We start from the raw sequence: 24,156 nt of genomic DNA, 5'->3' as shown, positions 1-24,156 counted from the left end.
CACGTCCACCGCGAACCGCGGATGCCGGTCCACCCGCCACCCACCCGCCTGCGCCCCGAACCCCGCCACCGCCGGCACCGGCGTGAACGCGAACGACCCGTCGCCCTGACTCAGCGCCACGTACACCCCGGCGTCCCCGAACGCCACGATGTCGGCCCGGCCGTCACCGGTCAGATCCGCGAGCACCCGCACGTGCCGGTCCACCCGCCAACCCGAGTTGAACCCCAGATCCGCCAGCACGAACCGCGGCTCGGCGAACGTGCCGTCACCGTGGTTCAACGCCACCCACACCCCGTCGTCGCCGAACCCCACGATGTCCGCCCGACCGTCACCGGTCACGTCCACCGCGAACCGCGGATGCCGGTCCACCCGCCACCCACCCGCCTGCGCCCCGAACCCCGCCACCGCCGGCACCGGCGTGAACGCGAACGTGCCGTCACCGTTGCTCAGCGCGGTGTAGACACCGGCGTCGCCGAACGCCACGATGTCGGCCCGGCCGTCACCGGTCAGATCCGCGAGCAGTCTGACGTGCCGGTCCACCCGCCAACCCGAGTCGTAGCCCAGGTCCGCCAGCACGAACCGCGGATCGGCGAACGAGCCGCCGGACGTGCTCAACGCCGTCCAGACGCCCGCGTCGCCGAAGCCGACGATGTCCGCGTGGCCGTCCGCGGTCAGGTCCGCGAGCAGGCGTGGGTGCCGGTCCACCCGCCAGCCGCCGGGCGTGTCCCAGTCCGTGCGCTTCGTGACGCCGCGGAGGTTCCGGACGCGCAGCAGCACGGCCAGGTTGTTCGGGAACGAACCCAGATCCGGTGAGGAGAAGTTGCCGAAGAAGCGGACGAAGACGTGGTCGTCGGGCTGCGGGTCCTCGCCGGGCAGGTCCGGCACGATCGGGCGGTACCCGCGGATGACGAACGGGCTGGTCGCGTTCCAGAGCGTCGACCCGGGGCGCAGCGGCGGACCGGGGATCATCTGCCGGTGCGACGTGCTGGTGACGTCCGGGAGTTCCCCGGCGTCCGCGCCGTACACGGCCAGTGTCTGCCCGGTGCCGCCGACCGCGAACTCGCCGTCGGTGTTCCACCGTGGCGTGAAGACCAGCATCTGCGACGGTCGCAGCGGGTCGGCGAACGAGCAGTCGTTGTCGCCGCCGCCGTAGTCCTGCGGTCGCCACGTCCGCCCGCCGTCGGGTGAGGCGAAGCCGTCGTTGTCACCGGTGTTGAGCGAGATGACCGGGCCCCGGCCGGGCAGCGCGAGACCGGCGACGTTCACCACGGAGAGCGTGCTGATGCTGCCGGCGGCGTGGAAGTGCCGGCCGCCGTCGGTGCTGCGGAAGATGCCGCCGTCGCTCGCCATCCAGACGGTGCCGGCGGTCGGCTGGTACGCGCCGTTCGAGAACGTGGCCGCGAAGTCGCCGGAGAGGAAGATGCCGTGCAGGTCCACATGGGCGTGCTGCCCGTCGTCGAGTTCCTGCCAGTCGGCGGCGGAGGTCGGGTCGAGCGGCGCCGCGAACACCTTGGCGCGTTGCGGGCCGTAGAACAGCACCTCGCCGTGGCCGGGCCGGGTGGCGGCGACGAACACGTTGCCGCTGTACTGCTTGCCCAGCGTGGGCAGCGGCATCGGCGTCCACCGCGCCGCGCCGGTCTGCGCGAACTGCGCGTAGTCGCCGCGCCAGAGCTGGGGCGGCACCAGGTTGGCGTTGCCGGTGACGAACACCTCCAGCGGCGAGCGCGGGGACACCACCATGACCCGCTCGTTGGGGGCGTTCGACAGGCCCGTCGCACCACCGACGGTGGTGGGGACCGGGCCGGCGTCGCGAACCCAGGTCAGGCCGGCGTCGACGGAGACGAAGACCTGCCCGCCGGTCAGCGCGTACACGGTCGGGGGTCGGAGGCTGCCGGCGGGCGTCTCGGCGACCGCCACGTGGTTCACCGGTTGGAGTCCACCACCGGGCCGGCGCAGCACGTCGGCGAACGTGGCGCCACCGTCGGTGCTGACCGCCAGCGAGCTGCCGCCGGCGGCGTAGACCAGGTTGGCGGTGCCCGGCGCCCAGACGAGCTGGCCGGCCCCGGGTAGCCGCGCCTGGCCGGCGCCCCGGGGGAACATGTGCACGCGGGCCCAGGTGGCCCCCCGGTCACTCGACCGCCAGACGCCGGCGTCCTGCGACTCCCGGTCGCTCTGCGCCAGGGCGAGGACGGTCGCCTCGGCGCCGAAGTTGGGCAGCACGAAGCGGGGCGGGTCGAAACCGGTCCCGTTGGCGAGGCTGACGTAGACGCCGGCGTCGCCGAACCCGACGACGTCGGCGCGACCGTCGCCGGTCACGTCGACCAGGAACCGGGGATGCTTCTCCACCCGCCAGCCCTGGTCGTAGCCGAAGTCCTGGACCACGAGCTGCCGCGGCTGGAACGTGCCGTCGCCGTTGTTGCGGGCGAGGTGGACGCCCGCGTTGCCGAAGCCGACCAGGTCGGCGTGCCCGGTGGTGGTCACGTCCGCGACGAGCCGGGGATGCCGCTCGACCCGCCAGCCGCCGGCGGCGTAGCCGAAGTCGGCCAGCGTGGGCGTGGGGCGGAACGTGAAGCTGCCGTCGCCGTTGCTGCGGGCGGTGTAGACACCGGCGTCGCCGAAGGCGACGATGTCGGCCTTTCCGTCCCCGGTCAGGTCCGCCAGGAACCGGGGATGCTTCTCCACCCGCCAACCGGAGTGGTAGCCCAGGTCGGCCAGCACGAAGCGGGGCGGCGCGAACGTGCCGTCGCCGTTGTTCACCGCCACCCACACGCCGTCGTCGCCGAACCCGACGATGTCCGCCTTCCCGTCCCCGGTCACGTCCACCGCGAAGCGGGGATGCCGGTCGACCCGCCAACCACCGGCCTGCGTCCCGAAGCCCGGCACCGCCGGCACCGGCGTGAACGCGAACGAGCCGTCCCCCTGGCTGAGCGCCACGTACACCCCGGCGTCGCCGAACGCCACGATGTCGGCCTTCCCGTCCCCGGTCAGGTCCGCCAGCACCCGGACGTGCTTCTCCACCCGCCAACCGGAGTGGTAGCCCAGATCGGCCAGCACGAAGCGGGGCGGCGCGAACGTGCCGTCGCCGTTGTTCAACGCCACCCACACCCCGTCGTCCCCGAACCCCACGACGTCCGCCCGACCGTCACCCGTCACATCCGCCAGGAACCGCGGATGCCGGTCCACCCGCCAGCCGCCGGCCTGCGCGCCGAAGTCCGCGGCCAGCAGGCGCGGCGCGGCGAACGTCCCGTCCGATCCACTCGTCGCCGTCCAGACACCGGTCTCGCCGAAGCCGACGATGCCGGCGCCGGGGGCCGCGGAGATGACGCCCAGCAGGCGGGGAGTGCGCTCGACCGACCAGCGCGCGACGTCCGGCGCCACGGCGATCGAGGTGACGCCGTAGCCGCCGATCGCGCCCGGCACGCCGAACCGGCCGGCGTCCGGCTCGGGGCGCGCGATCTGCGACCAGGACTCGCCGCCGTCCTCGGACCGCCAGAGGTTGCTGGAGAACGACCCCGCGAAGACCAGCCGGCCGTCGTCCGAGCTGTCGAGCGAGAGCATCCGGCCGGTGGTGAACTGCCCGGACTTGCGCTGTGGGGTGTTGTCCCGGGTGGGGCTCACATCGTCGATCGTGGGCACGGCGGCCTCCAGGGGCAGCGCTGGTGATGGGCCGAAGCGCCGGCCCGGGGCCCTACTGCGCGAGTGCCGTCCGGCGCCACTCCAGGCGGGCGGAGACGGCGCACGCGGCGGACAGCACGAACAGGCCGGCGACCAGCAGCCACTCGACCGTGCCGTCGTGGTTGTCGGGCTCGATGCCGAACGCCTCGAGCCAGTCCCTCCAGAACAGCGTCACCAGGAACAGCGCGCCGAACAGCGACGCGGCGACGAGTTCGACCCAGAACCGGGCGCGGAACCTGCGGTGCGGCGGCTTCATGTCTCGCTCCTCGACGTCGTCCGTCCAGGTCACGGAGGGGGTGACGGCGCTCAGCGTAGGCCGGTGCCGGGTGGGGCGCCGTCGGCTGGCCGACACCGCCGGCGAACGTGCGCCATCCGCACGCCGGGACGGTCCGGAACGCTGGGCGATGTCACACCCGTCGATTAGAATGTATGTACTAAACGAGCTTTTGACCTGGGAGGATGCTCGTGACTGCGCCCACCTCAGCCGCCCCTCTCACCCCCTACGCCACCCTTCTCGGCTTCACCCGCTACGTCGACCGCACCGGCCCCACCAAGGCGACGTTCGTCGGCGGCCTGCGCCGCCAGCGGGCGAGCCGGCACGGCTTCAACCCGCACGGGCAGTTCGTCAAGGCGCTCAAGGCCGACGTCGCGTTCCACACCGGCGGCACCCACCTGGCCCAGGTCGTCGACCTGGTCAAGCCGCGCTGGCGCCCGCTCTACGAGGCACTCGTGCCCGGCGCGACCCGCTGGCTGCACTCGTTGGGCGAGCCGGCCGGCGTCGACCTGGCCCAGACCCGGGACGCGCTGGCGATGCTCGGCGATCTGCCCGTGAAGATCAACCCGCAGTTCGGCGTGCGCTTCGCCGACGGCCGGGCCGAGGCGGTCCGGCTGCACTTCGACGAGGCGCCGCCGAGCGAGGAGGCGACGCTGGCCACGCTGCACCTGATGGCCCGGCACATGGATGCCGTGCTGCCGCACGCCGAGCCGGTGCTGGTCGACGTGCGGCGAGGCGAGGCGCACCGCATGCCGGCCGACGCCAAGTCCGAGCGGATCGAGCAGTGGCTGGCCGGCGAGGCCGCCGCCTTCCGCGCCATCTGGTCCACCGCCGCCTGACCCCCACCCCCACCCTCCCCCGCCCCCTCCCCCTCCCCGTCCCGAGCGCGCTGATTCACGGAAAGAGTGGCTATCCGGCGTCGGATGGCCACTCTTTCCGTGAATCAGCGGGGTGCCGGCGGGGGTTGTCCACAGGGGGTTATGGGGAAGGTGGGGGGAGCGGGAGGGTTGGGGGGTGGCTCGTCATCCTCGTCGGCCGGCCGAACTGGTCGGCAAGATCTTCTTCGCGCGGGAAGCGGTTCATCGTGGGCTGCTCACTCGAAACGACCTCCGGAGCAGCGCCTGGCGGCAGGTGTTCCACAACGTCTACGCCGATGCGCGGGTGGAGATCTCGCACGTCATGCGCTGCCGAGCGGCCGCCTCGTGGTTGTTCCCACCGGGCTGCGCCATCGCCGGCCGTTCCGCGGTCGCGCTGCTCGGCGGACCACAGCCCCGTCCGGACGAACCCGTCGAGGTGCTGGTGGAGCCGTCGGCCCGCTTCGGACCGGTGGCCGGGCTCCGCATCCACGTCGCGAACTGGCAGGAGGGGGAGGTGCTCCGGGTCGATCGGGCCCCGGTCACCACACCGGTGCGCACCTGCTGGGATCTCGCCCGCTGGCTGGACGCCGTGGAGGCGGTGGCGCACATCGACGCGCTACTTCGTCGGGGCGCCACCGATCACGCCGAACTGATGGCGTACCAGGGACGACGCGGTGGGGAACGGGGCACCCGACGGTTCGCCGAGGCGTTGCAGCTCGTCGACGGCGGCGCGGAGTCGTTACCCGAGTCCCGGCTGCGGGTTCGGCTGGTCCGCGCCGGCCTGCCCCGGCCGGTGACCCAACACGTCATCTCGCGGCACGGGCGGTTCGTGGCAAGGGTCGATCTCGCCTGGCCGGACCGCAAGGTGGCTGTCGAGTACGACGGGCTCTGGCACCATGACGCCGAGCAGTTCCACCGCGACCGTCGCCGCCTGAATCAGATCCTGGGCGACGACTGGATCGTCCTGCACGTCACCGCGAAACGCATGGCCGAGGACTTCGACGGCGTCCTCACCGAGATCCGCACCGCCCTGACCACTCGCCGTCCCCGCTGACCGAACCCACCCGCGCTGATTCACGGAAAGAGTGGCCATCCAGCGTCGGATAGCCACTCTTTCCGTGAATCAGCGCGCCCCAGAAGGGGGCGGGGGGTGGGCTAGGCGGCTAGGTACTTTTCGAGGTCGTCGAGGATCTTGTTGGCGGCGGTGACGCCGATGCCGGTCATCCACGTCTCGTCGGAGACCACGTGCGCCTTGCCCGCCTTGACCGCGGACAGCCCCTGCCAGAGGCGTCCGGCGGTCACCTTCGCCTGCTCACCGGCGGCCTTCTCGCCGTACGCGGTCACGAACACCACGTCGCCGTCGACCTCGTTGACCCGCTCGGCGCTGACCAGGTCGAAGCGCTTGTCCTCCTTGCCCTCCAGGCGCTGCCGCTCCGGGCGGCCCAGGCCGGTGTCACCGACCACGATGCCGGAGAACGAGTCCGGCCCGTACACCCGGATGTTGCCCGGGATGAAGCGCACGATGGAGATCTTCCGCGCGGAGGCGTCGCCGAGCTTCGCGCCGAAGTCCTTCGCCCGCTTCTCGTACGTGGCCAGCAGGTCCTTCGCCTCCTGCTCCTTGCCGAGCGCCTTGCCGTCGAGGAGGAAGTTCTCCTTCCAGGTGATGCCCACCTTCTCGGTGAACACGGTCGGCGCGATGGCGGACAGCTCGTCGTAGAACTTCTCCTGGCGGAACTTGCTGCCCAGGATCAGGTCCGGCTTGAGCGCGTTGATCGCCTCCAGGTCGGGCTCGGTGAGCACGCCGACCTCGGTGATGCCGGCGAGCTTCTCGGCGCCGAAGTAGGTGGGCCAGCTCTTCGCCTCGCCGGCGGTCGCCGCGCCGACCGGCGTGACGCCCAGCGACAACGCAGTGTCGATCTTGTCGGTGTCGAGCACCACCACGCGCTTCGGCGCGGCCGGCACCTTGGTGGCGCCCATCGCGTGGGTGATCTCCCGGGTCTCCCCGGCGCCGGCGTCGGCGACCGGGTCGCTCTCCCCGCAGGCGGTGAGGCCGACGCCGAGGGCGAGGGCGGTGGTGAGTACGGCGGCGAGGCGACGCATCAGGTTCCTTTCCGTGGTACGGGTGCGGTCGGCACGCTCAGGCGTCGCCGACGGGGGCGCCGGCCGGGGCCGGCGTACCGGCCGGAGCGGCCGAGGTCGGGGTGCCGGCGGCCGGAGCGGCCGACGTCTGGGTGCGGGCGGGCACCACCAGTGGAGCGCCGGTGACGGGGCAGGGCACGACCACGCAGTCGAGCCCGAACACGTCGCGGACCAGGTCCGCGGTGAGGATCTCGCGCGGCGGGCCGGCCGCCACCACCGCGCCGTCGCGCATGGCGACCAGGTGGTCGGCGTACCGGGCGGCCTGGTTGAGGTCGTGCAGCACGGCCACCACGGTCCGGCCCCGTTCGGTGCGCAGCCGGTGCAGCAGGTCCAGCACCTCCACCTGGTGGGCCAGGTCGAGGAACGTGGTGGGCTCGTCCAGCAGCAGCGCGTCGGTGTCCTGGGCGAGCGTCATGGCGATCCACACCCGCTGGCGCTGCCCGCCGGAGAGCGTGTCCACCGGGCGGTCGGCCAGCGTGGTGACGTCGGCCAGCCGCATCGCCTCGTCGACGGCCCGGCCGTCCTCGGTCGACCACTGCCGCCACCAGCGCTGGTAGGGCTGCCGGCCGCGCCCGACCAGGTCGGCCACGGTGATCCCCTCGGGCACCAGCGGGCTCTGCGGCAGCACACCGAGCCGCCGCGCCACGTCCCGGGTGGGCAGGTCGCGGATCTGCGCGCCGTCGAGCAGCACCGCGCCGCGACGCGGGGTGAGCAGCCGGGCCATGGTGCGCAGCAGCGTCGACTTGCCGCAGGCGTTCGGGCCGACGATCACGGTGAACGCGTCGGCGGGCAGGTCGAGTTCCAGCCCGTCCAGCACGGTCCGGCCCTCATAGCCGACGACCAGGTCGCGGGTGGACAGCAGCGCGGTCACGACCGCCTCCCTCGGGTACGCAGCAGCACGTAGATCAGGTACGGGCCGCCGATGGCCGCGGTCAGCACGCCGGCCGGCAACTGGGTGGGCGCGAACAGCCGGCGGCCGGCCAGGTCGGCGAGCACCAGCAGCAGGGCGCCCAGCAGCGCGGCGCAGAGCATCGGCGGGCGTTCCGCACGGACCAGCCGGCGGGCCACCTGCGGCGCGACCAGCGCCACGAAGTCGACGGCGCCGACCTGGGCGGTGACCGCGGCGGCGGCCAGCACGCCGGTGCCGGCCAGCCCGATCCGCCGGGCCACCGGGCGCAGCCCGATCCCCCGTGCGGTGTCGTCGTCCAGGGCGGAGCCGCGCAGCGCCCAGCCGGCCCAGATCAGCACCGGCAGCAGCACCACGAGTGTGCCGGCGATCCAGCCGGCCTCGGTCCAGCCCTTGCCGGCGAGCGTGCCGATCAGCCAGAGCTGGGCGCGCAGGCCGTCGATCGGGTCGGCGGTGAGCATCACCACCTCGATGAGCGCCCGGAACGCGAACGCCACCGCCACGCCGGCCAGCACGAACCGCTGGGCGGCCAGGCCGTGCCGGGCGCCGAGCGCGAACACCAGCACCGCCGCGGCCAGGCCGCCGAGCAGCGCGGCCGGGGCCACCAGGACCGCCGCCGCCCCACTGGTCAGCGCCACCGTGGCGGCCAGTCCGGCACCCTGCGTGACGCCGATGACGTCGGGGCTGGCCAGCGGGTTGCGGGCCACGCTCTGGATCAGCGTGCCGGCCACGCCGAAGGCCGCCCCGGCCAGCGCCGCGAGCACCGCGCGGGGCAGTCGCAGGTCGCGCACCACGAGGTCGTACGGCGTGCCGGCCCCGGACAGCGACCGCACCACGTCACCCGGCGCCACGTAGGGAGTCCCGAGCGACAGGCTGACCACCACCGCCGCCAGCAGCAGCACCAGAAGCACCCCCGCCACGACGATGGGCCGCCACCGGAACGGCACCGCCACCGGCCCCACCCGCAGCAGCGCCTTCCCGGCCAGCGCCCCGCCCCGCCCTCGGCGATCTTGCACTTGCAGCCCCTCTGACGCGCCATTTGTCTGCTTTGCCGAGGCAGCAACTGCAAGATCGCGGAGAGGGGGGCGGGGGGTGGTCATGTGGTGACCGCCTTGGCGCGGCGGACCAGGATCGCCAGGACGGGGGCGCCCAGGAGGGCGGTGATGATGCCGGCGGGGATCTCGCCGGGTGGGGCGACCAGCCGGCCGGTCACGTCGGCGGCCAGCACCAGCGCGGGGCCGAGCAGCGCGGCTACCAGCAGGGTCCAGCGGTGGTCGGCGCCGACCAGGGCCCGGGCCAGGTGCGGCACGGCCAGCCCGACGAACGCGATCGGGCCGGCGGCGGCCACCGCGGCGCCGGTGAGCAGCACGCCCCCGCCGCCGGCGGCCAGCCGGACCACTGCGATCCGGTGCCCCAGTCCCCGGGCGACGTCGTCGCCGAGGGCGAGCGCGTCCAGGCCCCGGGCGGCCAGCGCGGCCAGCAGCACGCCGGCGAGCACGAACGGGAGCACCTGACCGGCGACGCCCACGTCCCGGCCGGTGAGCCCGCCGACCACCCAGAAGCGGTACTCCTCGAAGGTGCGGGCGTCGATGCTGAGCAGCGCGTACACGATCGCGCCGAGACCGGCGTCGAGCGCGGCGCCGACCAGCGCGAGCGTGACCGGGCTGGCGCCGTCGCGGGTGCGGTTGGCGACGGCGAACACCAGCAGCCCGGCGAGCAGCGCGCCGGCGATGCCGAACCAGACGTACCCGGCCAGCGTGCTCACCCCGAACACGGCGATGGCCAGCACCACGCCGAGGGACGCGCCGGCGCTGACGCCGAGGATGCGCGGCTCGGCGAGCGGGTTGCGGGTGACCGCCTGGAACAGCACCCCGGCCAGCGCCAGCGCGAGCCCGACGACCAGGCCGAGGGCGGTACGCGGCACCCGCAGCTCGCGGACCACGGTGGTGGCGTCGCCGTCGTCCGGGGCCACCAGCGCCTGCCACACCTGGTCGACCGGCAGGTGGCGGCTGCCGAGCGCCAGGCTGGCCAGCAGCGCGGCGACCAGCAGGAGCGCCGCCGCCAGCGTGACCGCGACGCGACGGGGCGCGCCGGGGCGGGCGGGGGCGTCGGCCCGGGCGGGCCGGACGGCGACGGTGGTCACGGGGGTGTTCGCCTTCCGATTAGGTACGCCTTACCTTAACTGACCAGGTAAGGCACACCTAACTCGGCGTTGTCGATGGGCTTGCGCCTCCACCGGGGGGAGGCGGCAGGGTGGGCGACATGGACGGTGGAGAGCGCTACTCGATCGGCGACCTGGCCCGGCGGACCGGCGTGCCGGTGAAGACCATCCGGTTCTGGTCCGACCGGGGGATCGTGCCGGCGACCGACCGGGGCCCGACCGGTCACCGCCGCTACGGTCCCGAGGCGGCGGCCCGGATCGACCTGGTGCGGACGCTGCGCGAGCTGGGCGTCGACCTGGCCACGGTGCGCCGGGTGGTGGCCCTGGAGGTCACCCTGCCCGAGGCCGCCGCCACGCACGCGGAGGCCCTGGCCGCCCAGATCCGGGTGCTGCGGTCGCGTCGCGCGGTGCTGACCATGATCGCCCGGCGCGGGTCCACAGCGGCCCAGGCCGACCTGCTGCATCGGCTGGCCGGGCTGGCCGAGCGGGAGCGCCGGCGGCTCGTCGACGAGTTCCTCGACGCCACCTTCACCGGCCTGACCGATCCCGGTTTCGTGGGGGTCCGCCGCTCGCTCACCCCGGAACTGCCGGCCGACGCGGACGACGCCCGGCTGGAAGCCTGGGTGGAGCTGGCCGAGCTGGCGCTGGACCCGGGCTTCCGGGCCGCCCTGCGCCGGCTGGCCGAGTTGCACGCGACCGACCGCGAGGGCGTCGAGGGCGTACGCCGGGACGCGGTCACCGTGGTCCGGGAGGAGGCGGCCCCGGCGCTGGCCGCGGGCGTGGACCCGGTCTCGCCCCGGGCCGACGCGACCCTCGACCGGGCGACGGCCCGCTACGCCCGGCTCTGCGGCCGGCCGGACGACGCGGACCTGCGGCGGCGGCTGCTGGACCGGCTGGAGGCCGCCCACGACCCCCGGCGGGAGCGGTACGAGCACCTGCTCTCGGTGGTGAACGGGTGGCCGCCGGCCGAGAGCCTGGCGCCGGTGCTGGACTGGGCGATCCGGGCACTGCGCGCCCGAGCGGGCGGTGGCTGACGCGGCGGGCCTACTCCGCGCCCAATGCCGTCGCGGTACAGGTCGCCGAGCGCCTCGACCGGGGTCTCGTCGTCGGGCGCGGGGTGCGGAGTCATCGGGCCTCCTGAGGACGGGACCCGAGTATTCCAACGTTGGAAAGAGCCCGCAAGCGCGGGACTCAGTCCTCCGCGGACTGGCGGCTCCCGGGCACCACCGGCAGCGGCCACACCCCGGTGCGCGGGGCGGCCGGCGCGTCGAGCTGATGGTCCGCCCAGACGTACGTCTCGGGCAGCAGCTCGGCCACCCGGACCGCGCGCAACGCCTCCGGCGGCCCGACGATCACCCGGATCGACGGAAAGTAGTCGAGCAGCACCTGCCGGCAGCGCCCGCACGGCGGAATGACGCCCCGGCCCCGGTCCCCCACCGCGACGATCGTCTCCAGCTCGCCGGCGCCCTGGGTGGCGGCGGCGCCGAGCGCCACCACCTCGGCGCACGGGCCACCGGTGAAGTGGTAGACGTTCACGCCGCTGAACACCCGTCCGTCGGCGCTGCGCACGGCGGCCGCGACGGTGTGGTTGTCGCTGCGGCAGCGGAGCTTGGCGACGGCGGTGGCGGCCTGCACGAGCGCCCGGTCGGTGTCCCGCATGATCATCCCCGTCCCCTCGTCGACCCTCGTCGGCGGCAACCCTATCCGGGCCGGGGGTGCCGACCCGGACGGCACGCCCACGCGCGGGTAACCCGGGAGCGGTCCGGCGCGCGGCTGCCTATCCTTGGCGACGACATGCAGAATCCAGCCGTACCCGCCGCTCAAGAGACCACCCGCGACCTGCACCGCCGCCTCGGCCCCCTGATGTTCCGCGACCAGCGCCGGCTCCAGCGGCGGCTCGACGGCGCACGGAAGCTGCGGGACCCGCAGCGGCGGGAGGCGGCGCTGGCCGAGATCGGGGCCGAGGTGGCCCGGGCCGAGGCACGCCTGGCGGCCCGGCGGGCCGCGGTGCCGACGATCACCTACCCGGCGCAGCTCCCGGTCAGCGAGCGCAAGGACGACATCGCCGCCGCCATCCGCGACCACCAGGTGGTGATCGTGGCCGGCGAGACCGGCTCCGGCAAGACCACCCAGCTCCCCAAGATCTGCCTGGAGCTGGGGCGCGGCGTCACCGGCCTGATCGGGCACACCCAGCCCCGCCGGCTGGCCGCCCGGACGGTCGCCGACCGGATCGCCGAGGAGCTCGGCACCGAGCTGGGCGGCGTGGTCGGCTACAAGGTCCGCTTCTCCGACCAGGTGGGCGAGAACAGCCTGGTCAAGCTCATGACCGACGGCATCCTGCTGGCCGAGCTGCAGACCGACCGGATGCTCCGGCAGTACGACACGTTGATCATCGACGAGGCGCACGAGCGCAGCCTCAACATCGACTTCATCCTCGGCTACCTGCGGCAGCTCCTTCCCCGCCGACCCGACCTGAAGGTGATCATCACCTCGGCGACCATCGAGACCGACCGGTTCGCGAAGCACTTCGCCGACGCCGACGGCAACCCGGCGCCGGTGGTGGAGGTCTCCGGTCGCACCTACCCGGTGGAGGTGCGCTACCGGCCGCTGGTCGAGGTCACCGAGGCCGACGCGGAGGACGAGGCCGACGAGGAGAACGTCCGGGACCAGATCCAGGCCATCGGCGACGCGGTCGAGGAGCTGGCCGCCGAGGGGCCGGGCGACATCCTGGTCTTCCTCAGCGGCGAGCGGGAGATCCGGGACACCGCCGACGCGCTCGGCAAGCTGGTGCAGAACAAGCGTTCCCTGCTCGGCACCGAGATCCTGCCGCTCTATGCCCGGCTCTCCAGCGCCGAACAGCACCGGGTCTTCGCCCCGCACGCCGGGCGCCGGGTGGTGCTCGCCACCAACGTCGCGGAGACCTCACTGACCGTGCCCGGCATCAAGTACGTGGTGGACCCGGGCACCGCCCGGATCTCCCGCTACTCCAGCCGGCTCAAGGTGCAGCGGCTGCCGATCGAACCGGTCTCCCAGGCCAGCGCCAACCAGCGCAAGGGGCGCTGCGGGCGCACCTCCGACGGCATCTGCATCCGCCTCTACGACGAGTCGGACTTCGACTCCCGTCCGGAGTTCACCGACCCGGAGATCCTGCGCACCAACCTCGCCTCGGTCATCCTCCAGATGACCGCGATCGGGCTCGGCGACGTCGCCGCGTTCCCGTTCATCGACCCGCCGGACCGGCGCAACGTGGCCGACGGCGTCAACCTGCTGCACGAGCTGGGCGCGCTCGACCCGACCGAGACCGACCCGGCGAAGCGGCTGACACCGCTGGGCCGGCGGCTGGCCCAGCTCCCGGTCGACCCGCGGCTGGCCCGGATGGTGATCGAGGGCGAGCGCAACGGCTGCGCCACCGAGGTGGTGGTGATCGCCGCCGCGCTCTCCATCCAGGACCCGCGCGAGCGCCCCGCCGACCGGCAGGCCCAGGCCGACCAGGCGCACGCCCGGTTCGCCGACAAGGAGTCGGATTTCGTCGCGTTCCTCAATCTCTGGCGCTACCTGCGGGAGAAGCAGCGCGAACTGTCCTCCAGCGCGTTCCGCCGGATGTGCAAGGCCGAACACCTCAACTACCTGCGGGTACGCGAGTGGCAGGACATCGTCAGCCAGGTGCGCCAGGTGCTGCGTACCTCGGAGAAGGGTGAGGGCCGGCGCGGCGCCGGCGCGGACCTGCCCGAGGAGATCGACACCCCGAAGGTGCACCAGTCTCTGCTGCCTGGCCTGCTGTCCCACCTCGGGCTCAAGGACGCGCAGAAGCACGAATACCTCGGCGCGCGTGGCGCGAAGTTCATGATCTTCCCCGGCTCGGCGCTGTTCAAGAAGCCGCCGCGGTGGGTGATGGCCGCCGAGCTGGTGGAGACGTCCCGGCTCTTCGGCCGGGTCGCCGGGCGGGTCGAGCCGGAGTGGGTCGAACCGCTGGCCCAGCACCTGGTCAAGCGCAGCTACAGCGAGCCGCACTGGGAGAAGAAGCAGGCCGCGGTGATGGCCTACGAGAAGGTCACGCTCTACGGCATTCCGCTGGTCACCTCCCGCAAGGTCACCTTCGGCCGGATCGACCCGGCGCTGAGCCGGGAGTTGTTCATCCGGCACGCGCTGGTGGAGGGCGACTGGCAGACCCACCACCAGTTCTGGCGGGACAACCAGAAGCTGCTGACCGAGGTCGAGGAGCTGGAGAACCGGGCCCGGCGGCGCGACATCCTGGTCGACGACGAGACCATCTTCGCCTTCTACGACCAGCGGATCCCCGCCGACGTCGTCTCCGGCCGGCACTTCGACACCTGGTGGAAGAAGACCCGCCGGGAGCAGCCGGACCTGCTCACGTTCACCCGCGAGCTGCTGGTCAACGCCGGTCGCGGCGGCGTGGACGAGGAGGACTACCCGGACGAGTGGCGGGCCGAGGGCGTCACGCTGCCGCTGACGTACACGTTCGACCCGACCGCGCCCACCGACGGCGTCACCGTCGACATCCCGCTGCCGCTGCTCAACCAGGTGCCCGCGGAGAGCTTCGACTGGCAGGTGCCGGGGCTGCGCGAGGAGCTGGTGATCGCGTTGATCCGCTCGCTGCCCAAGCCGGTCCGGCGCAACTTCGTGCCGGTGCCCGACTACGCGCGGGCGGCGCTGGCCGCCATCACGCCCGGCGAGGAGCCGCTGCTGGCCGCGCTGACCCGGCAGCTACGCCGGATGACCGGGGTGACCGTGCCGCCGGACGCGTGGGACGTGGGCAAGCTACCGCCGCACCTGCGGGTCACGTTCCGGGTGCTCGGCGACGACGACAAGCCGGTCGCCGAGGGCAAGGACCTGCCGGCGCTGCAACGCCGGCTCCGCCAGGAGGTACGCCAGGTCGTCGCCGCCGCCGCGCCGGACGTGGCCCGCAGCGGGCTCACCGAGTGGTCGATCGGCAGCCTGCCCCGCACCATCGAGCAGGTACGCGCCGGTTTCGCGGTGACCGCCTACCCGGCGCTGGTGGACGAGGGCACTACCGTCGGGGTGAAGGTGTTCGACTCCGCCGGCGAGCAGGAGGCCGCGCACTGGGCCGGCACCCGCCGGCTGCTGCGGCTGACGCTGCCGTCGCCGGCGCGGTTCCTCCAGGGCCGGCTGAGCAACGAGGCGAAGCTGGCGCTGTCCCGCAACCCGCACGGCGGGGTGCCGGCGCTGATCGAGGACGCCACCGGCGCCGCCATCGACAAGCTGATGGCGGACGCGGGCGGCCCGGCCTGGGACGCCGACGGCTTCGCCGCGCTGCGCGAGCGGGTCCGCGCCGACCTGGTCGACACCGTGGTCGAGGTGATGGCCCGGGCCCGGCAGGTGCTGGCCGCCGGGTACGCGGTGGAGCAGCGGCTCGGCGCGACCCGGAACCTGGCCGTGGTGGCCGCGCTCGCCGACATCCGCGCCCAGCTCACCGGCCTGGTGCACGCCGGTTTCCTCACCGAGGCCGGCTACGCCCGCCTGCCCGACCTGCTGCGCTACCTGACCGCGATCGAGCGCCGGCTGGACCGGCTGCCCGGCAACCCGCAGCGGGACAAGCAGCAGCAGGACCGCATCGCCGTGGTGCAGAAGGAGTACCAGGACATGCTCGCCGCGCTGCCCGTGGCGAAGCGGCAGTCGACGGCGGCCCGCCAGATCCGCTGGATGATCGAGGAGCTGCGGGTCAACGTGTTCGCCCAGGCCCTAGGCACCCCCTACCCCGTCTCCGAGCAGCGCATCTACCGCGCCATGGACGACGCCGAGTCCCGCTGACCCCTCCTCCCTCCCTCCCCTCCCTGCCCCGCCCCACCTCGTCGATCTTGCTCTTGGTGCCCCCTATCCGGGGCATTCGCACTGTTTGTCGGGGCAGCAAGCGCAAGATCGACGCGGGACAGGGGGGTGGGGGGTCAGGCGGTGACCCGGGCCACGAAGGCGGTGAGGTGCGCGAGGGTCCGCTCGATCTTCTCGTCCAGGGTCAGCGACTCGGGGAGGCGGGCGCCGGGGCCGGCGTCCTTGCGGCCCCTGACATAGAGGGAGCAGGCGAGGTCGTCGCAGAGGTAGATGCCGACCGAGTTGCCCTGCTGGCCGGCCTTGCCCGCCTTGCGCGCGACCATCAGGCTGACGCCGCCGGCCGGGTTGGTCAGGCACACCGAGCACATGTTGCGGCGGCGCAGCCCGGGTCCGGGGCTGGGGCGGCGCAGGGCCAGGCCGGTCGGGCGGCCGTCCAGGACGGTGACGAGGTAGGCGCGGTCGAGCGCCTGCGGATCTCGCCAGCCGAGGTAGTCGAGGTCGTCCCAGGGGCGGGTGCCGAGGTCACGCGGGACGTGCATCCGCTTCGCCTCGCCCTTGGTGCAGTTCACGAAGGCGGCGCGGATCTCGGGTTCGGTCAAGGGTTGCATAAAACCGAGGGTAGTTTGCCTAAAGGTATTAGGCAAAGGCATAATGGGCCTTGGTGAGAGGGGACTCATGGCACGTGCGGGACTGAACCGGGAACGCCTGATCCGGGCCGGGGCGGAGCTCGCCGACGAGGTCGGCTTCGACCAGGTCACCGTCTCGGCCCTGGCCAGGCGGTTCAGCGTCACGGTCGCCAGCCTGTACTCGCACGTTCGCAACTCCCACGACCTGCGGACCGGGATCGCCGTGCTCGCCCTGGGCGAACTCGCCGACCAGGCCGCCGACGCGCTCGCCGGGCGGGCCGGCAAGGAGGCGCTGACCGCCTTCGCGAACGTCTACCGCGACTACGCCCACCGTCACCCGGGCCGCTGGGCCGCGGCCCAGTTGCGGCTCGATCCGCAGACCGCGGCCGGCAGCGCCGGCGTCCGGCACGCCCAGATGACGCGCGCGATCCTGCGCGGCTACCACCTGACCGAGCCGGACCAGACGCACGCCGTCCGCCTGCTCGGCAGCGTCTTCCAGGGCTTCGTCGGGCTGGAGCTGGGGGGCGGCTTCGACCACAGCGACCCCGCTCCGCCGGAGAGCTGGGAACGGGTGCTGGACGCCGTCGACGCCCTGTTGCGCAACTGGCCCGCGGCCGACGCCACCTAGGCCAGCGGCTCCACCCCGGCCGGGAGCTGGTCGGCGGCGGTCGCGTCGTGGACGTACTCCAGGAGGATGCGGCGCAGCTCGCGGCCGGCGTGGGTGGGCACCACGTCGCGGCGACGGGCGACCGCGATGGTGCGTCGGACGCCGGGCGGCGCGAGCCGGGTGACCCGGATGCCGGGCCGGCGGGCCACCACGATGCCGGGGACCAGCGCGACGCCGAGCCCGGCCTCGACGAAGCTGAGCACGGCGTCCATCTCGCCGCCGTCCACCGACAGGGTCGGCTCGAAGCCGGCCGCCCGGCAGGCCTGGAGCGTGGCGTCGCGCAGGTCGTAGCCCTCGCGGAACATGACCAGCGGTTGGTCGCGCAGGTCGGTGATGCGCAGCTCGCCGCCGGCCGAGACGCCCGGCAGCGGGTCGACCGAGGCGACCACCAGGCTCTCCCGCAGGATCGGGTCGACGCGCAGCCCCGGATCGGCGCCGCCCGACGGCATGATGACCAGCGCCAGGTCGAGGTCACCGCGGAGCAGGTCGCGGACGAGATCCTGGGAGCCGCCCTCCTCGACGCGCAGGTCGACGGTGGGGTGGGCGTCGCGGAACCGGCGCAGCACCGGCGGCGCCAGCGAGGTGGCCAGGCTGGGCGTGGCCCCGAGCCGGACGCGACCCCGGCGCAGCCCGACCAGCTCCTGGACCTCGCGGGTCGCGGTGTCCACGTCGGCGAGGATCCGCTTGGCCAGCGGCAGCAGCACCTCGCCGGCCGTGGTGAGCGTGATGTTGCCCCTTACCCGCTCGAAGAGCGGCGCCCCGAGGTCGGCCTCCAGGGCGTGAATTTGCTTACTCAACGAGGGCTGCGTTATGCCGACGACATCGGCCGCTTGGGTGAAATGTCGTACTTCTGCGACCGCGACGAAGTACCGGAGCTGATGGAGCTGCATCTACATAGCTTATGGCTATCAAGACTGCGATTTTGATGCATTGGACGCCTGATCGAACTGCTCCTAGCGTCGGTCGTGTGGTAATCACGAAAACTCGGTCGCCCATCCGTTCCAACGTCGGCCTGAAGGCCGTCATGGCGGTGACGGGCATCCTCCTGGTGCTGTTCCTGATCGTGCACATGCTCGGGAACCTGAAGATCTTCACGGGCGAGACGTCGTTCGACCACTACGCGCACTGGCTGCGGGACCTCGGCACGCCGCTGCTGCCGACCACCTGGTACCTGTGGATCCAGCGCACGATCCTCACCGTGGCGGTGCTGGCCCACATCGGCGCGGCCACCGTGCTGGCGATGCGCGCCCGGGCCGCTCGCCCGGTGGCGTACGCGCACCGCCGGAAGATCCACGTGAACTACGCGGCCCGCACCATGCGCTGGGGTGGGGTGATCATCCTGCTCTTCGTGATCTACCACATCCTGGACCTGACCACCGGTCACCTGAACCCGCAGGGCGACCCGGCCAACCCCTACGGCAACGTGGTCGCCGACTTCGCCCCGGAGCGCTGGTACGTCACCCTCTTCTACACGCTCGCCATCGTGACCCTCGGCTTCCACCTGCGGCACGGCGCGTTCAGCGCGTTCCGCAGCCTCGGCCAGCAGACGCCGCGGGGTGAGCGCCGGGCCCGCGCGGTCGCGCTCGTCTTCGCCGTCGTGCTCTGCGCCGGCTACCTGGTGGTCCCGTTCGCCGTACTCACCGGATTGGTGGCCTGACATGGATCTGTACACCGAGGGCGACCCGATCGCCGACACCCGGGCGCCGGACGGCCCGGTCGAGACCCGGTGGGACCGGCACCGCTTCGAGATGAAGCTGGTCAACCCGGCCAACCGCCGGAAGCTGACCGTGATCGTGGTCGGCACCGGCCTGGCCGGCGGCTCCGCCGCGGCGACGCTGGCCGAGCAGGGCTACCACGTGAAGTCCTACTGCTACCAGGACAGCCCGCGCCGGGCCCACTCGATCGCCGCCCAGGGCGGCATCAACGCCGCCAAGAACTACCGCAACGACGGCGACTCGGTGCACCGGCTCTTCTACGACACGGTCAAGGGCGGCGACTTCCGCTCCCGCGAGTCGAACGTGCACCGGCTGGCCGAGGTCTCGGTCAACATCATCGACCAGTGCGTCGCCCAGGGCGTCCCGTTCGCCCGCGAGTACGGCGGCCTGCTGGACACCCGCTCCTTCGGCGGCGCGCAGGTGCAGCGCACCTTCTACGCCCGGGGCCAGACGGGCCAGCAGCTCCTGCTCGGCGCGTACCAGGCGCTGGAGCGACAGATCGGCCTGGGCAACGTGGAGATGAACGCCCGCCACGAGATGCTCGAACTGGTGGTCGTCGACGGCCGGGCCCGCGGCATCGTGGTCCGCGACATGGTCACCGGCGAGATCAGCACCGAGATGGCGGACGCGGTGGTGCTCGCCTCCGGCGGCTACGGCAACGTCTTCTACCTCTCCACCAACGCCAAGGGCTGCAACGTCACCGCCTCCTGGCGGGCGCACCGCAAGGGCGCGTACTTCGCCAACCCCTGCTACACCCAGATCCACCCGACCTGCATCCCGGTCTCCGGCGACCACCAGTCGAAGCTGACCCTGATGAGCGAGTCGCTGCGCAACGACGGCCGGGTGTGGGTGCCGAAGGCCAAGGGCGACGACCGCGGCCCGCGGGACATCCCCGAGGACGAGCGGGACTACTACCTGGAGCGGATCTACCCGTCCTTCGGCAACCTGGTCCCGCGCGACATCGCCTCCCGCGCCGCCAAGAACGTGTGCGACGAGGGGCGCGGCGTCGGCCCGACCGGCCTCGGCGTCTACCTGGACTTCGCCGACGCCATCGACCGGCTCGGCCGCCAGGCCATCGAGGCCAAGTACGGCAACCTCTTCGAGATGTACGAGCGGATCACCGGCGAGGACCCCTACCAGGTGCCGATGCGGATCTACCCCGCCGTGCACTACACGATGGGCGGCCTCTGGGTCGACTACGACCTCCAGTCGACCATCCCGGGCCTGTTCGTGATCGGCGAGGCCAACTTCTCCGACCACGGCGCGAACCGCCTCGGCGCCTCGGCGCTCATGCAGGGCCTGGCCGACGGCTACTTCGTGCTGCCGAGCACGCTGGCCAACTACCTGGCCGCCAACCCGCTGGAGAAGGTCGACGCCAGCCACCCGGAGGCGGTCGCGGCGCGTACCGAGGTCGAGGAGCGGCTGCGCAAGCTGCTCGCGATCAACGGCGACCGCACGGTGGACTCGTTCCACCGGGAGCTGGGCCAGATCATGTGGGAGCACTGCGGCATGGAGCGCTCCGACGCCGGCCTGCGCAAGGCGATCGACGAGATCCGCGCGCTGCGCGAGCAGTTCTGGCAGCGGGTACGCGTTCCGGGCGACGGTGAGGGGCTCAACCAGTCGCTGGAGAAGGCCGGCCGGGTGGCCGACTTCTTCGAGCTGGCGGAGCTGATGTGCATCGACGCCCTGCACCGCGAGGAGTCCTGCGGCGGCCACTTCCGGGCCGAGCACCAGACCCCGGACGGCGAGGCGCAGCGCGACGACGACCGGTTCGCGTACGTGGCCGCCTGGGAGTACACCGGCGCCGGCGAGCCCGTGCTGCACAAGGAAGACCTGACCTTCGAATACGTCCACCCCTCGCAGCGGAGCTACAAGTGAACCTGACCCTGCGCATCTGGCGCCAGACCGGCCCCGAGGACAAGGGTCGGATGGTGACCTACCCGGTGCCGGACGTGTCCCCGGACATGTCCTTCCTGGAGATGCTCGACGTGCTCAACGAGCGGCTGATCCTCGACGGCGAGGAGCCGGTCGCGTTCGACCACGACTGCCGCGAGGGCATCTGCGGCGCGTGCAGCCTCATGATCAACGGCGAGGCGCACGGCCCGCAGCGCGGCACCACCGCCTGCCAGTTGCACATGCGGCAGTTCTCCGACGGCGACACGATCGACATCGAGCCCTGGCGGGCCCGGGCCTTCCCGGTCGTCAAGGACCTGGTGGTGAACCGGAACGCCTTCGACAAGATCATCGCCGCCGGTGGTTACGTCACCGCCCCGACCGGCAGCGCCCCGGAGGCGCACTCCACCCCGGTGGCCAAGGACGACGCGGACGCCGCGTTCTCCTCGGCCGCCTGCATCGGCTGCGGCGCCTGCGTCGCGGCCTGCCCGAACGGCTCCGGCATGCTGTTCACCGCCGCCAAGATCACCCAGCTCTCGCTGCTCCCCCAGGGCCAGCCCGAGCGCTACACCCGGGTGATCGGCATGGTGGACGCGCACGACGAGGCCGGCTTCGGCGGCTGCACCAACATCGGCGAGTGCGCGTCGGCCTGCCCGAAGGGCATCCCGCTGAACACCATCGGCCGGCTCAACCGGGACTATCTCAAGGCGACCACCAAGCGGGCCGGCACCCCCGGCTCCTGAGCCGGCGACGACCCGCCGCCCACCACGACCGCCGCGCCCCGCATCCCGGGTCGCGGCGGTCGCCGTTTCCGGGGGTACGCGGCACGCGCCGACCGCCGTGGGCTCGCCGTTCCGGCCCGGGTCTGGCCCGGCCTGGCGCACCGACAAACATCAGAGCCATCCGCTGCCTTTCGAGCTGAGTCGTTTCTGCTATCGGGAGGTCGCCTCCTCCGGAGCGCGCACGGCAGCACACCGCGCCGTAGGCTCGGCGACCGGACCACGACGATCGTGAGCTCCCGCGCGGATCCCCGCCGGGCGCGACCGGTTCGGATCGCTCGGACCGGCGCACGGCCGGTGAGTCGTTTCTGCTATCAGCTCGAAAGGCGCCGGCGGCCATGCCGTCCGCCCCACAGAGATGTCGGTGACGCCGGGCGGAACCGAGCCGGTTCAAGTCACTCCGCGCGGGTAGCAGTCCCATGGACGGCACCGAGGAGGGACATTCAGGCATGAAGGCACTGACCTGGCAAGGCAAGCGTGACGTCCGGGTCGAGGACGTCCCGGACCCCCGGATCGAGGAGCCGACCGATGCGATCGTCCGGATCACCTCGACCGCCATCTGCGGCTCCGACCTGCACCTGTACGAGGTGCTCGGACCGTACCTGAAGCCCGGCGACATCCTCGGGCACGAGCCGATGGGCATCGTCGAGGAGGTCGGCTCCGGGGTGACCCGGCTGAAGAAGGGCGACCGGGTGGTCGTCCCGTTCAACATCTCCTGCGGGCACTGCTGGATGTGCGAGCGGCAGCTCTACGCGCAGTGCGAGACCACCCAGGTCACCGCCGAGGGCAAGGGCGCGTCGCTGTTCGGCTACACCTCGCTCTACGGTTCGGTCCCGGGCGGTCAGGCCGAGTACCTGCGCGTGCCGCAGGCCCAGTTCGGCCCGATCAAGATCCCCGACACCGGGCCGGACGAGCGCTGGCTCTACCTCTCCGACATCCTGCCCACCGCCTGGCAGGCGGTGAAGTACGCGGACACCCCGCCCGGCGGCACGCTGGCCGTGTTCGGTCTCGGCCCGGTCGGGCAGTTCTCCGCCCGGATCGGCCGGCACCTCGGCGCCGGCCGGGTGATCGGCCTGGACCTGGTGCCGGAGCGGCTGGAGATGGCCCGCCGACACGGCATCGAGGTGCTCGACGTCAGCCAGCTCGACGACGTGCCCGGCGCGCTCATCGACCTGGTCGACGGGCGCGGCCCGGACGCGGTGATCGACGCGGTCGGCATGGAGGCGCACGGCGCGCCGGTCGGCAAGATCGCCCAGGCCGCCGCGGGTCTGCTCCCGGACAAGCTGGCCCGGCCGATGATCGACGCGGCCGGCGTGGACCGGCTGGTGGTGCTGCACGCCGCGCTCAAGGCGGTCCGGCGCGGCGGCACCGTCTCGATCTCCGGGGTGTACGGCGGCGAGCAGGACCCGATGCCGCTGATGGAGATGTTCGACCGGGGCGTCCAGTTGCGGATGGGCCAGTGCCACGTGCGCCGCTGGGTGGACGAGATCATCCCGCTGCTGGAGGGCGACGACGACCCGCTGGGCGTCGAGGACCTGCGGACCCACCGGCTGCCGCTGGCGCAGGCGCCGCAGGCGTACGAGATGTTCCAGAAGAAGGAGGACGGCTGCGTCAAGGTCGTGCTCGCGCCGTGACCCGGACGGTGGTCGTCACCGGCGCGACCAGCGGGATCGGTCGGGCGGCGGCCCGGGAGTTCGCGGGCCGCGGGGACCGTCTGGTCCTCGCGGCCCGCGCCCGGCAAACCCTCGACGAGGTACGCCGGGAGTGCGCCGACGCCGGCGCCGCGGACGTGCGGGTCGTGCCCACAGACGTCACCGAACCGGGGGCGCTCGACGCGCTGGCGGCGACCGCGGTCGCCGGGTTCGGCCGGATCGACGTCTGGGTGCACACCGCCGCCGTGATGGCGTACGGGCGCTTCGAGGAGATCCCGGCGGAGGTCTTCGAGCAGGTGGTCCGCACCGACCTGCTCGGCTCCGCCGGCGTGGCGCGGGTGGCGCTGCGGCACTTCAAGGAGGCCGGTGCGGGCACGCTCATCCTCACCGGTTCGGTGCTCGGTCACATCACCGCGCCCTACATGAGCGGGTACGTCACCAGCAAGTGGGGCCTGCAGGGGCTGGCCCGGGCGTTGCAGCAGGAGTCCCGGGACCTGCCCGGCGTCAACGTCTGCCTGGTCACCCCCGGCAGCGTGGACACCCCGGTCTACCAGCAGGCGGCGAACTACGTGGGGCGGATCGGCCGGCCACCGCTGCCGATCACCACGCCGGAACGGGTGGCCCGGGCCATCGCGCACTGCGCCGACAAGCCCCGCCGGGAGATCTCGGTGGGGCGGGTCAACCTGTTCATGCGGGTCGGTTTCACCGCGCTGCCGGCCGTCTACGACGTGCTGGTCGGCCCGCTGATGCGGCTCGGTGGGCTCACCGGCCGGCCGGTGCCGCCGACCGAGGGCGTGGTGTTCACGCCCAACCCGGCCGGCGAGGCGGTCCGGGGCGGCTGGCTGCCCGACCTGTCGCGAGTGGTCCGGACCGTGGGCGGGGCGACCGCGACGGTCGGGTCGGCGGTACGGCGCCGGCTGAGCTGAGTCGTCCCCACGCCCGTCGTTCCACGGACGGGCGCGGGGGTGGCTACCGTGTACTGCGGGACACGGCGGAGGGGACG

General features: G+C 72.9%; 19 protein-coding genes. 10 read left to right on the top strand and 9 right to left on the bottom strand.

What is annotated here, in order from left to right:
- Both ACH495_RS15300 and ACH495_RS15295 read right to left on the bottom strand, forming a co-directional pair.
- Positions 1–3,618 (bottom strand): FG-GAP-like repeat-containing protein (locus ACH495_RS15300; protein ID WP_396858348.1); only part of this gene is annotated, 3,618 nt, incomplete at its 3' end.
- Between the two features lie 70 nt (positions 3,619–3,688).
- Entirely contained in the window at positions 3,689–3,931 is a 243-nt protein-coding gene (locus tag ACH495_RS15295; protein WP_396858347.1) for an ABC transporter permease, read from the bottom strand.
- A 209-nt stretch (positions 3,932–4,140) separates the two neighbouring features.
- Between ACH495_RS15295 and ACH495_RS15290 the strand changes: the two genes are divergently transcribed.
- Together ACH495_RS15290 and ACH495_RS15285 are read left to right on the top strand one after the other, a co-directional pair.
- The gene (locus ACH495_RS15290; protein WP_396858346.1) at positions 4,141–4,788 is read left to right on the top strand and encodes a hypothetical protein; all 648 of its coding nucleotides are present in this window, start codon (positions 4,141–4,143) and stop codon (positions 4,786–4,788) included.
- 175 nt (positions 4,789–4,963) lie between these two features.
- On the top strand, positions 4,964–5,860 hold the full coding sequence (locus tag ACH495_RS15285) for an endonuclease domain-containing protein (protein WP_396858345.1): 897 nt from the start codon (positions 4,964–4,966) through the stop codon (positions 5,858–5,860).
- Between the two features lie 101 nt (positions 5,861–5,961).
- Here the strand turns inward: ACH495_RS15285 and ACH495_RS15280 are convergent, their stop codons facing one another.
- The 4 genes from ACH495_RS15280 to ACH495_RS15265 all read right to left on the bottom strand — a co-directional run bounded on the left by ACH495_RS15280 (position 5,962) and on the right by ACH495_RS15265 (position 9,995).
- Complete coding sequence (locus tag ACH495_RS15280; protein ID WP_396858344.1) at positions 5,962–6,906, bottom strand: ABC transporter substrate-binding protein; 945 nt, start codon at positions 6,904–6,906, stop codon at positions 5,962–5,964.
- 37 nt (positions 6,907–6,943) lie between these two features.
- Positions 6,944–7,816 (bottom strand): ABC transporter ATP-binding protein, encoded by an 873-nt coding sequence (locus tag ACH495_RS15275; RefSeq protein ID WP_396858343.1) that lies wholly within the window; start codon positions 7,814–7,816, stop codon positions 6,944–6,946.
- Entirely contained in the window at positions 7,813–8,868 is a 1,056-nt protein-coding gene (locus ACH495_RS15270; protein WP_396858342.1) for a FecCD family ABC transporter permease, read from the bottom strand. Before ACH495_RS15270 ends, ACH495_RS15275 begins: the two co-directional genes overlap by 4 nt.
- Before the next feature lie 80 nt (positions 8,869–8,948).
- Positions 8,949–9,995 carry a FecCD family ABC transporter permease gene (locus ACH495_RS15265; RefSeq protein ID WP_396858341.1) on the bottom strand — a complete coding sequence of 349 codons (1,047 nt, stop codon included), beginning with the start codon at positions 9,993–9,995 and terminating at the stop codon, positions 8,949–8,951.
- Positions 9,996–10,114: 119 nt separating this feature from the next.
- Here ACH495_RS15265 and ACH495_RS15260 point away from each other — a divergent pair, with 119 nt between their 5' ends.
- A complete protein-coding gene (locus ACH495_RS15260) occupies positions 10,115–11,047 on the top strand; it encodes a MerR family transcriptional regulator (protein ID WP_396858340.1) in 933 nt (310 codons plus the stop codon).
- Positions 11,048–11,204: 157 nt separating this feature from the next.
- Here ACH495_RS15260 and ACH495_RS15255 read toward each other — a convergent pair whose 3' ends face one another.
- On the bottom strand, positions 11,205–11,678 hold the full coding sequence (locus tag ACH495_RS15255; protein ID WP_396858339.1) for a cytidine deaminase family protein: 474 nt from the start codon (positions 11,676–11,678) through the stop codon (positions 11,205–11,207).
- Positions 11,679–11,807: 129 nt separating this feature from the next.
- On the opposite strand from ACH495_RS15255, the gene hrpA reads away from it, so the two are divergent.
- Positions 11,808–15,803, top strand: coding sequence for an ATP-dependent RNA helicase HrpA (hrpA, locus tag ACH495_RS15250; RefSeq protein WP_396858338.1), 3,996 nt, complete (start codon positions 11,808–11,810; stop codon positions 15,801–15,803).
- Positions 15,804–15,937: 134 nt separating this feature from the next.
- Here hrpA and ACH495_RS15245 read toward each other — a convergent pair whose 3' ends face one another.
- Entirely contained in the window at positions 15,938–16,429 is a 492-nt protein-coding gene (locus tag ACH495_RS15245) for an FBP domain-containing protein (RefSeq protein WP_396858337.1), read from the bottom strand.
- Between the two features lie 67 nt (positions 16,430–16,496).
- On the opposite strand from ACH495_RS15245, the gene ACH495_RS15240 reads away from it, so the two are divergent.
- Positions 16,497–17,075 carry a TetR/AcrR family transcriptional regulator gene (locus tag ACH495_RS15240; protein WP_396858336.1) on the top strand — a complete coding sequence of 193 codons (579 nt, stop codon included), beginning with the start codon at positions 16,497–16,499 and terminating at the stop codon, positions 17,073–17,075.
- On the opposite strand, the gene ACH495_RS15235 is transcribed toward ACH495_RS15240, so the two are convergent.
- Positions 17,072–18,004 (bottom strand): LysR family transcriptional regulator, encoded by a 933-nt coding sequence (locus tag ACH495_RS15235; RefSeq protein ID WP_396858335.1) that lies wholly within the window; start codon positions 18,002–18,004, stop codon positions 17,072–17,074. The genes ACH495_RS15240 and ACH495_RS15235 overlap by 4 nt on opposite strands.
- 35 nt (positions 18,005–18,039) lie before the next feature.
- Between ACH495_RS15235 and ACH495_RS15230 the strand changes: the two genes are divergently transcribed.
- The 5 genes from ACH495_RS15230 (at position 18,040) to ACH495_RS15210 (ending at position 24,079) form a co-directional block, all read left to right on the top strand.
- Complete coding sequence (locus ACH495_RS15230) at positions 18,040–18,771, top strand: succinate dehydrogenase cytochrome b subunit (RefSeq protein ID WP_396858575.1); 732 nt, start codon at positions 18,040–18,042, stop codon at positions 18,769–18,771.
- Position 18,772: 1 nt separating this feature from the next.
- Positions 18,773–20,707 (top strand): fumarate reductase/succinate dehydrogenase flavoprotein subunit, encoded by a 1,935-nt coding sequence (locus ACH495_RS15225; protein ID WP_396858334.1) that lies wholly within the window; start codon positions 18,773–18,775, stop codon positions 20,705–20,707.
- Positions 20,704–21,465, top strand: coding sequence for a succinate dehydrogenase/fumarate reductase iron-sulfur subunit (locus ACH495_RS15220; protein ID WP_396858333.1), 762 nt, complete (start codon positions 20,704–20,706; stop codon positions 21,463–21,465). Before ACH495_RS15225 ends, ACH495_RS15220 begins: the two co-directional genes overlap by 4 nt.
- Before the next feature lie 485 nt (positions 21,466–21,950).
- Positions 21,951–23,135: a zinc-dependent alcohol dehydrogenase gene (locus ACH495_RS15215; RefSeq protein ID WP_396858332.1), complete on the top strand. Its 1,185-nt coding sequence runs from the start codon at positions 21,951–21,953 to the stop codon at positions 23,133–23,135.
- Complete coding sequence (locus ACH495_RS15210; protein ID WP_396858331.1) at positions 23,132–24,079, top strand: SDR family NAD(P)-dependent oxidoreductase; 948 nt, start codon at positions 23,132–23,134, stop codon at positions 24,077–24,079. Before ACH495_RS15215 ends, ACH495_RS15210 begins: the two co-directional genes overlap by 4 nt.
- Positions 24,080–24,156: the final 77 nt, after the last annotated feature.

The organism is Micromonospora sp. NPDC018662, from assembly GCF_044391475.1.
Lineage (GTDB): Bacteria > Actinomycetota > Actinomycetes > Mycobacteriales > Micromonosporaceae > Micromonospora.
Note: the sequence above shows the minus strand (reverse complement) of the source record. Positions and strands in the feature narration are given on the sequence as shown.

Bases quoted from the DNA above. Each gene is read 5' to 3' on its own strand.
- ACH495_RS15295 (WP_396858347.1), bottom strand. From the start codon at position 3,931: ATGAAGCCGCCGCACCGCAGGTTCCGCGCCCGGTTCTGGGTCGAACTC.
- ACH495_RS15280 (WP_396858344.1), bottom strand. From the start codon at position 6,906: ATGCGTCGCCTCGCCGCCGTACTCACCACCGCCCTCGCCCTCGGCGTC.
- ACH495_RS15260 (WP_396858340.1), top strand. From the start codon at position 10,115: ATGGACGGTGGAGAGCGCTACTCGATCGGCGACCTGGCCCGGCGGACC.
- ACH495_RS15255 (WP_396858339.1), bottom strand. From the start codon at position 11,678: ATGATCATGCGGGACACCGACCGGGCGCTCGTGCAGGCCGCCACCGCC.
- hrpA (WP_396858338.1), top strand. From the start codon at position 11,808: ATGCAGAATCCAGCCGTACCCGCCGCTCAAGAGACCACCCGCGACCTG.
- ACH495_RS15245 (WP_396858337.1), bottom strand. From the start codon at position 16,429: ATGCAACCCTTGACCGAACCCGAGATCCGCGCCGCCTTCGTGAACTGC.
- ACH495_RS15240 (WP_396858336.1), top strand. From the start codon at position 16,497: ATGGCACGTGCGGGACTGAACCGGGAACGCCTGATCCGGGCCGGGGCG.
- ACH495_RS15235 (WP_396858335.1), bottom strand. From the start codon at position 18,004: ATGCAGCTCCATCAGCTCCGGTACTTCGTCGCGGTCGCAGAAGTACGA.
- ACH495_RS15230 (WP_396858575.1), top strand. From the start codon at position 18,040: ATGCATTGGACGCCTGATCGAACTGCTCCTAGCGTCGGTCGTGTGGTA.
- ACH495_RS15225 (WP_396858334.1), top strand. From the start codon at position 18,773: ATGGATCTGTACACCGAGGGCGACCCGATCGCCGACACCCGGGCGCCG.
- ACH495_RS15215 (WP_396858332.1), top strand. From the start codon at position 21,951: ATGAAGGCACTGACCTGGCAAGGCAAGCGTGACGTCCGGGTCGAGGAC.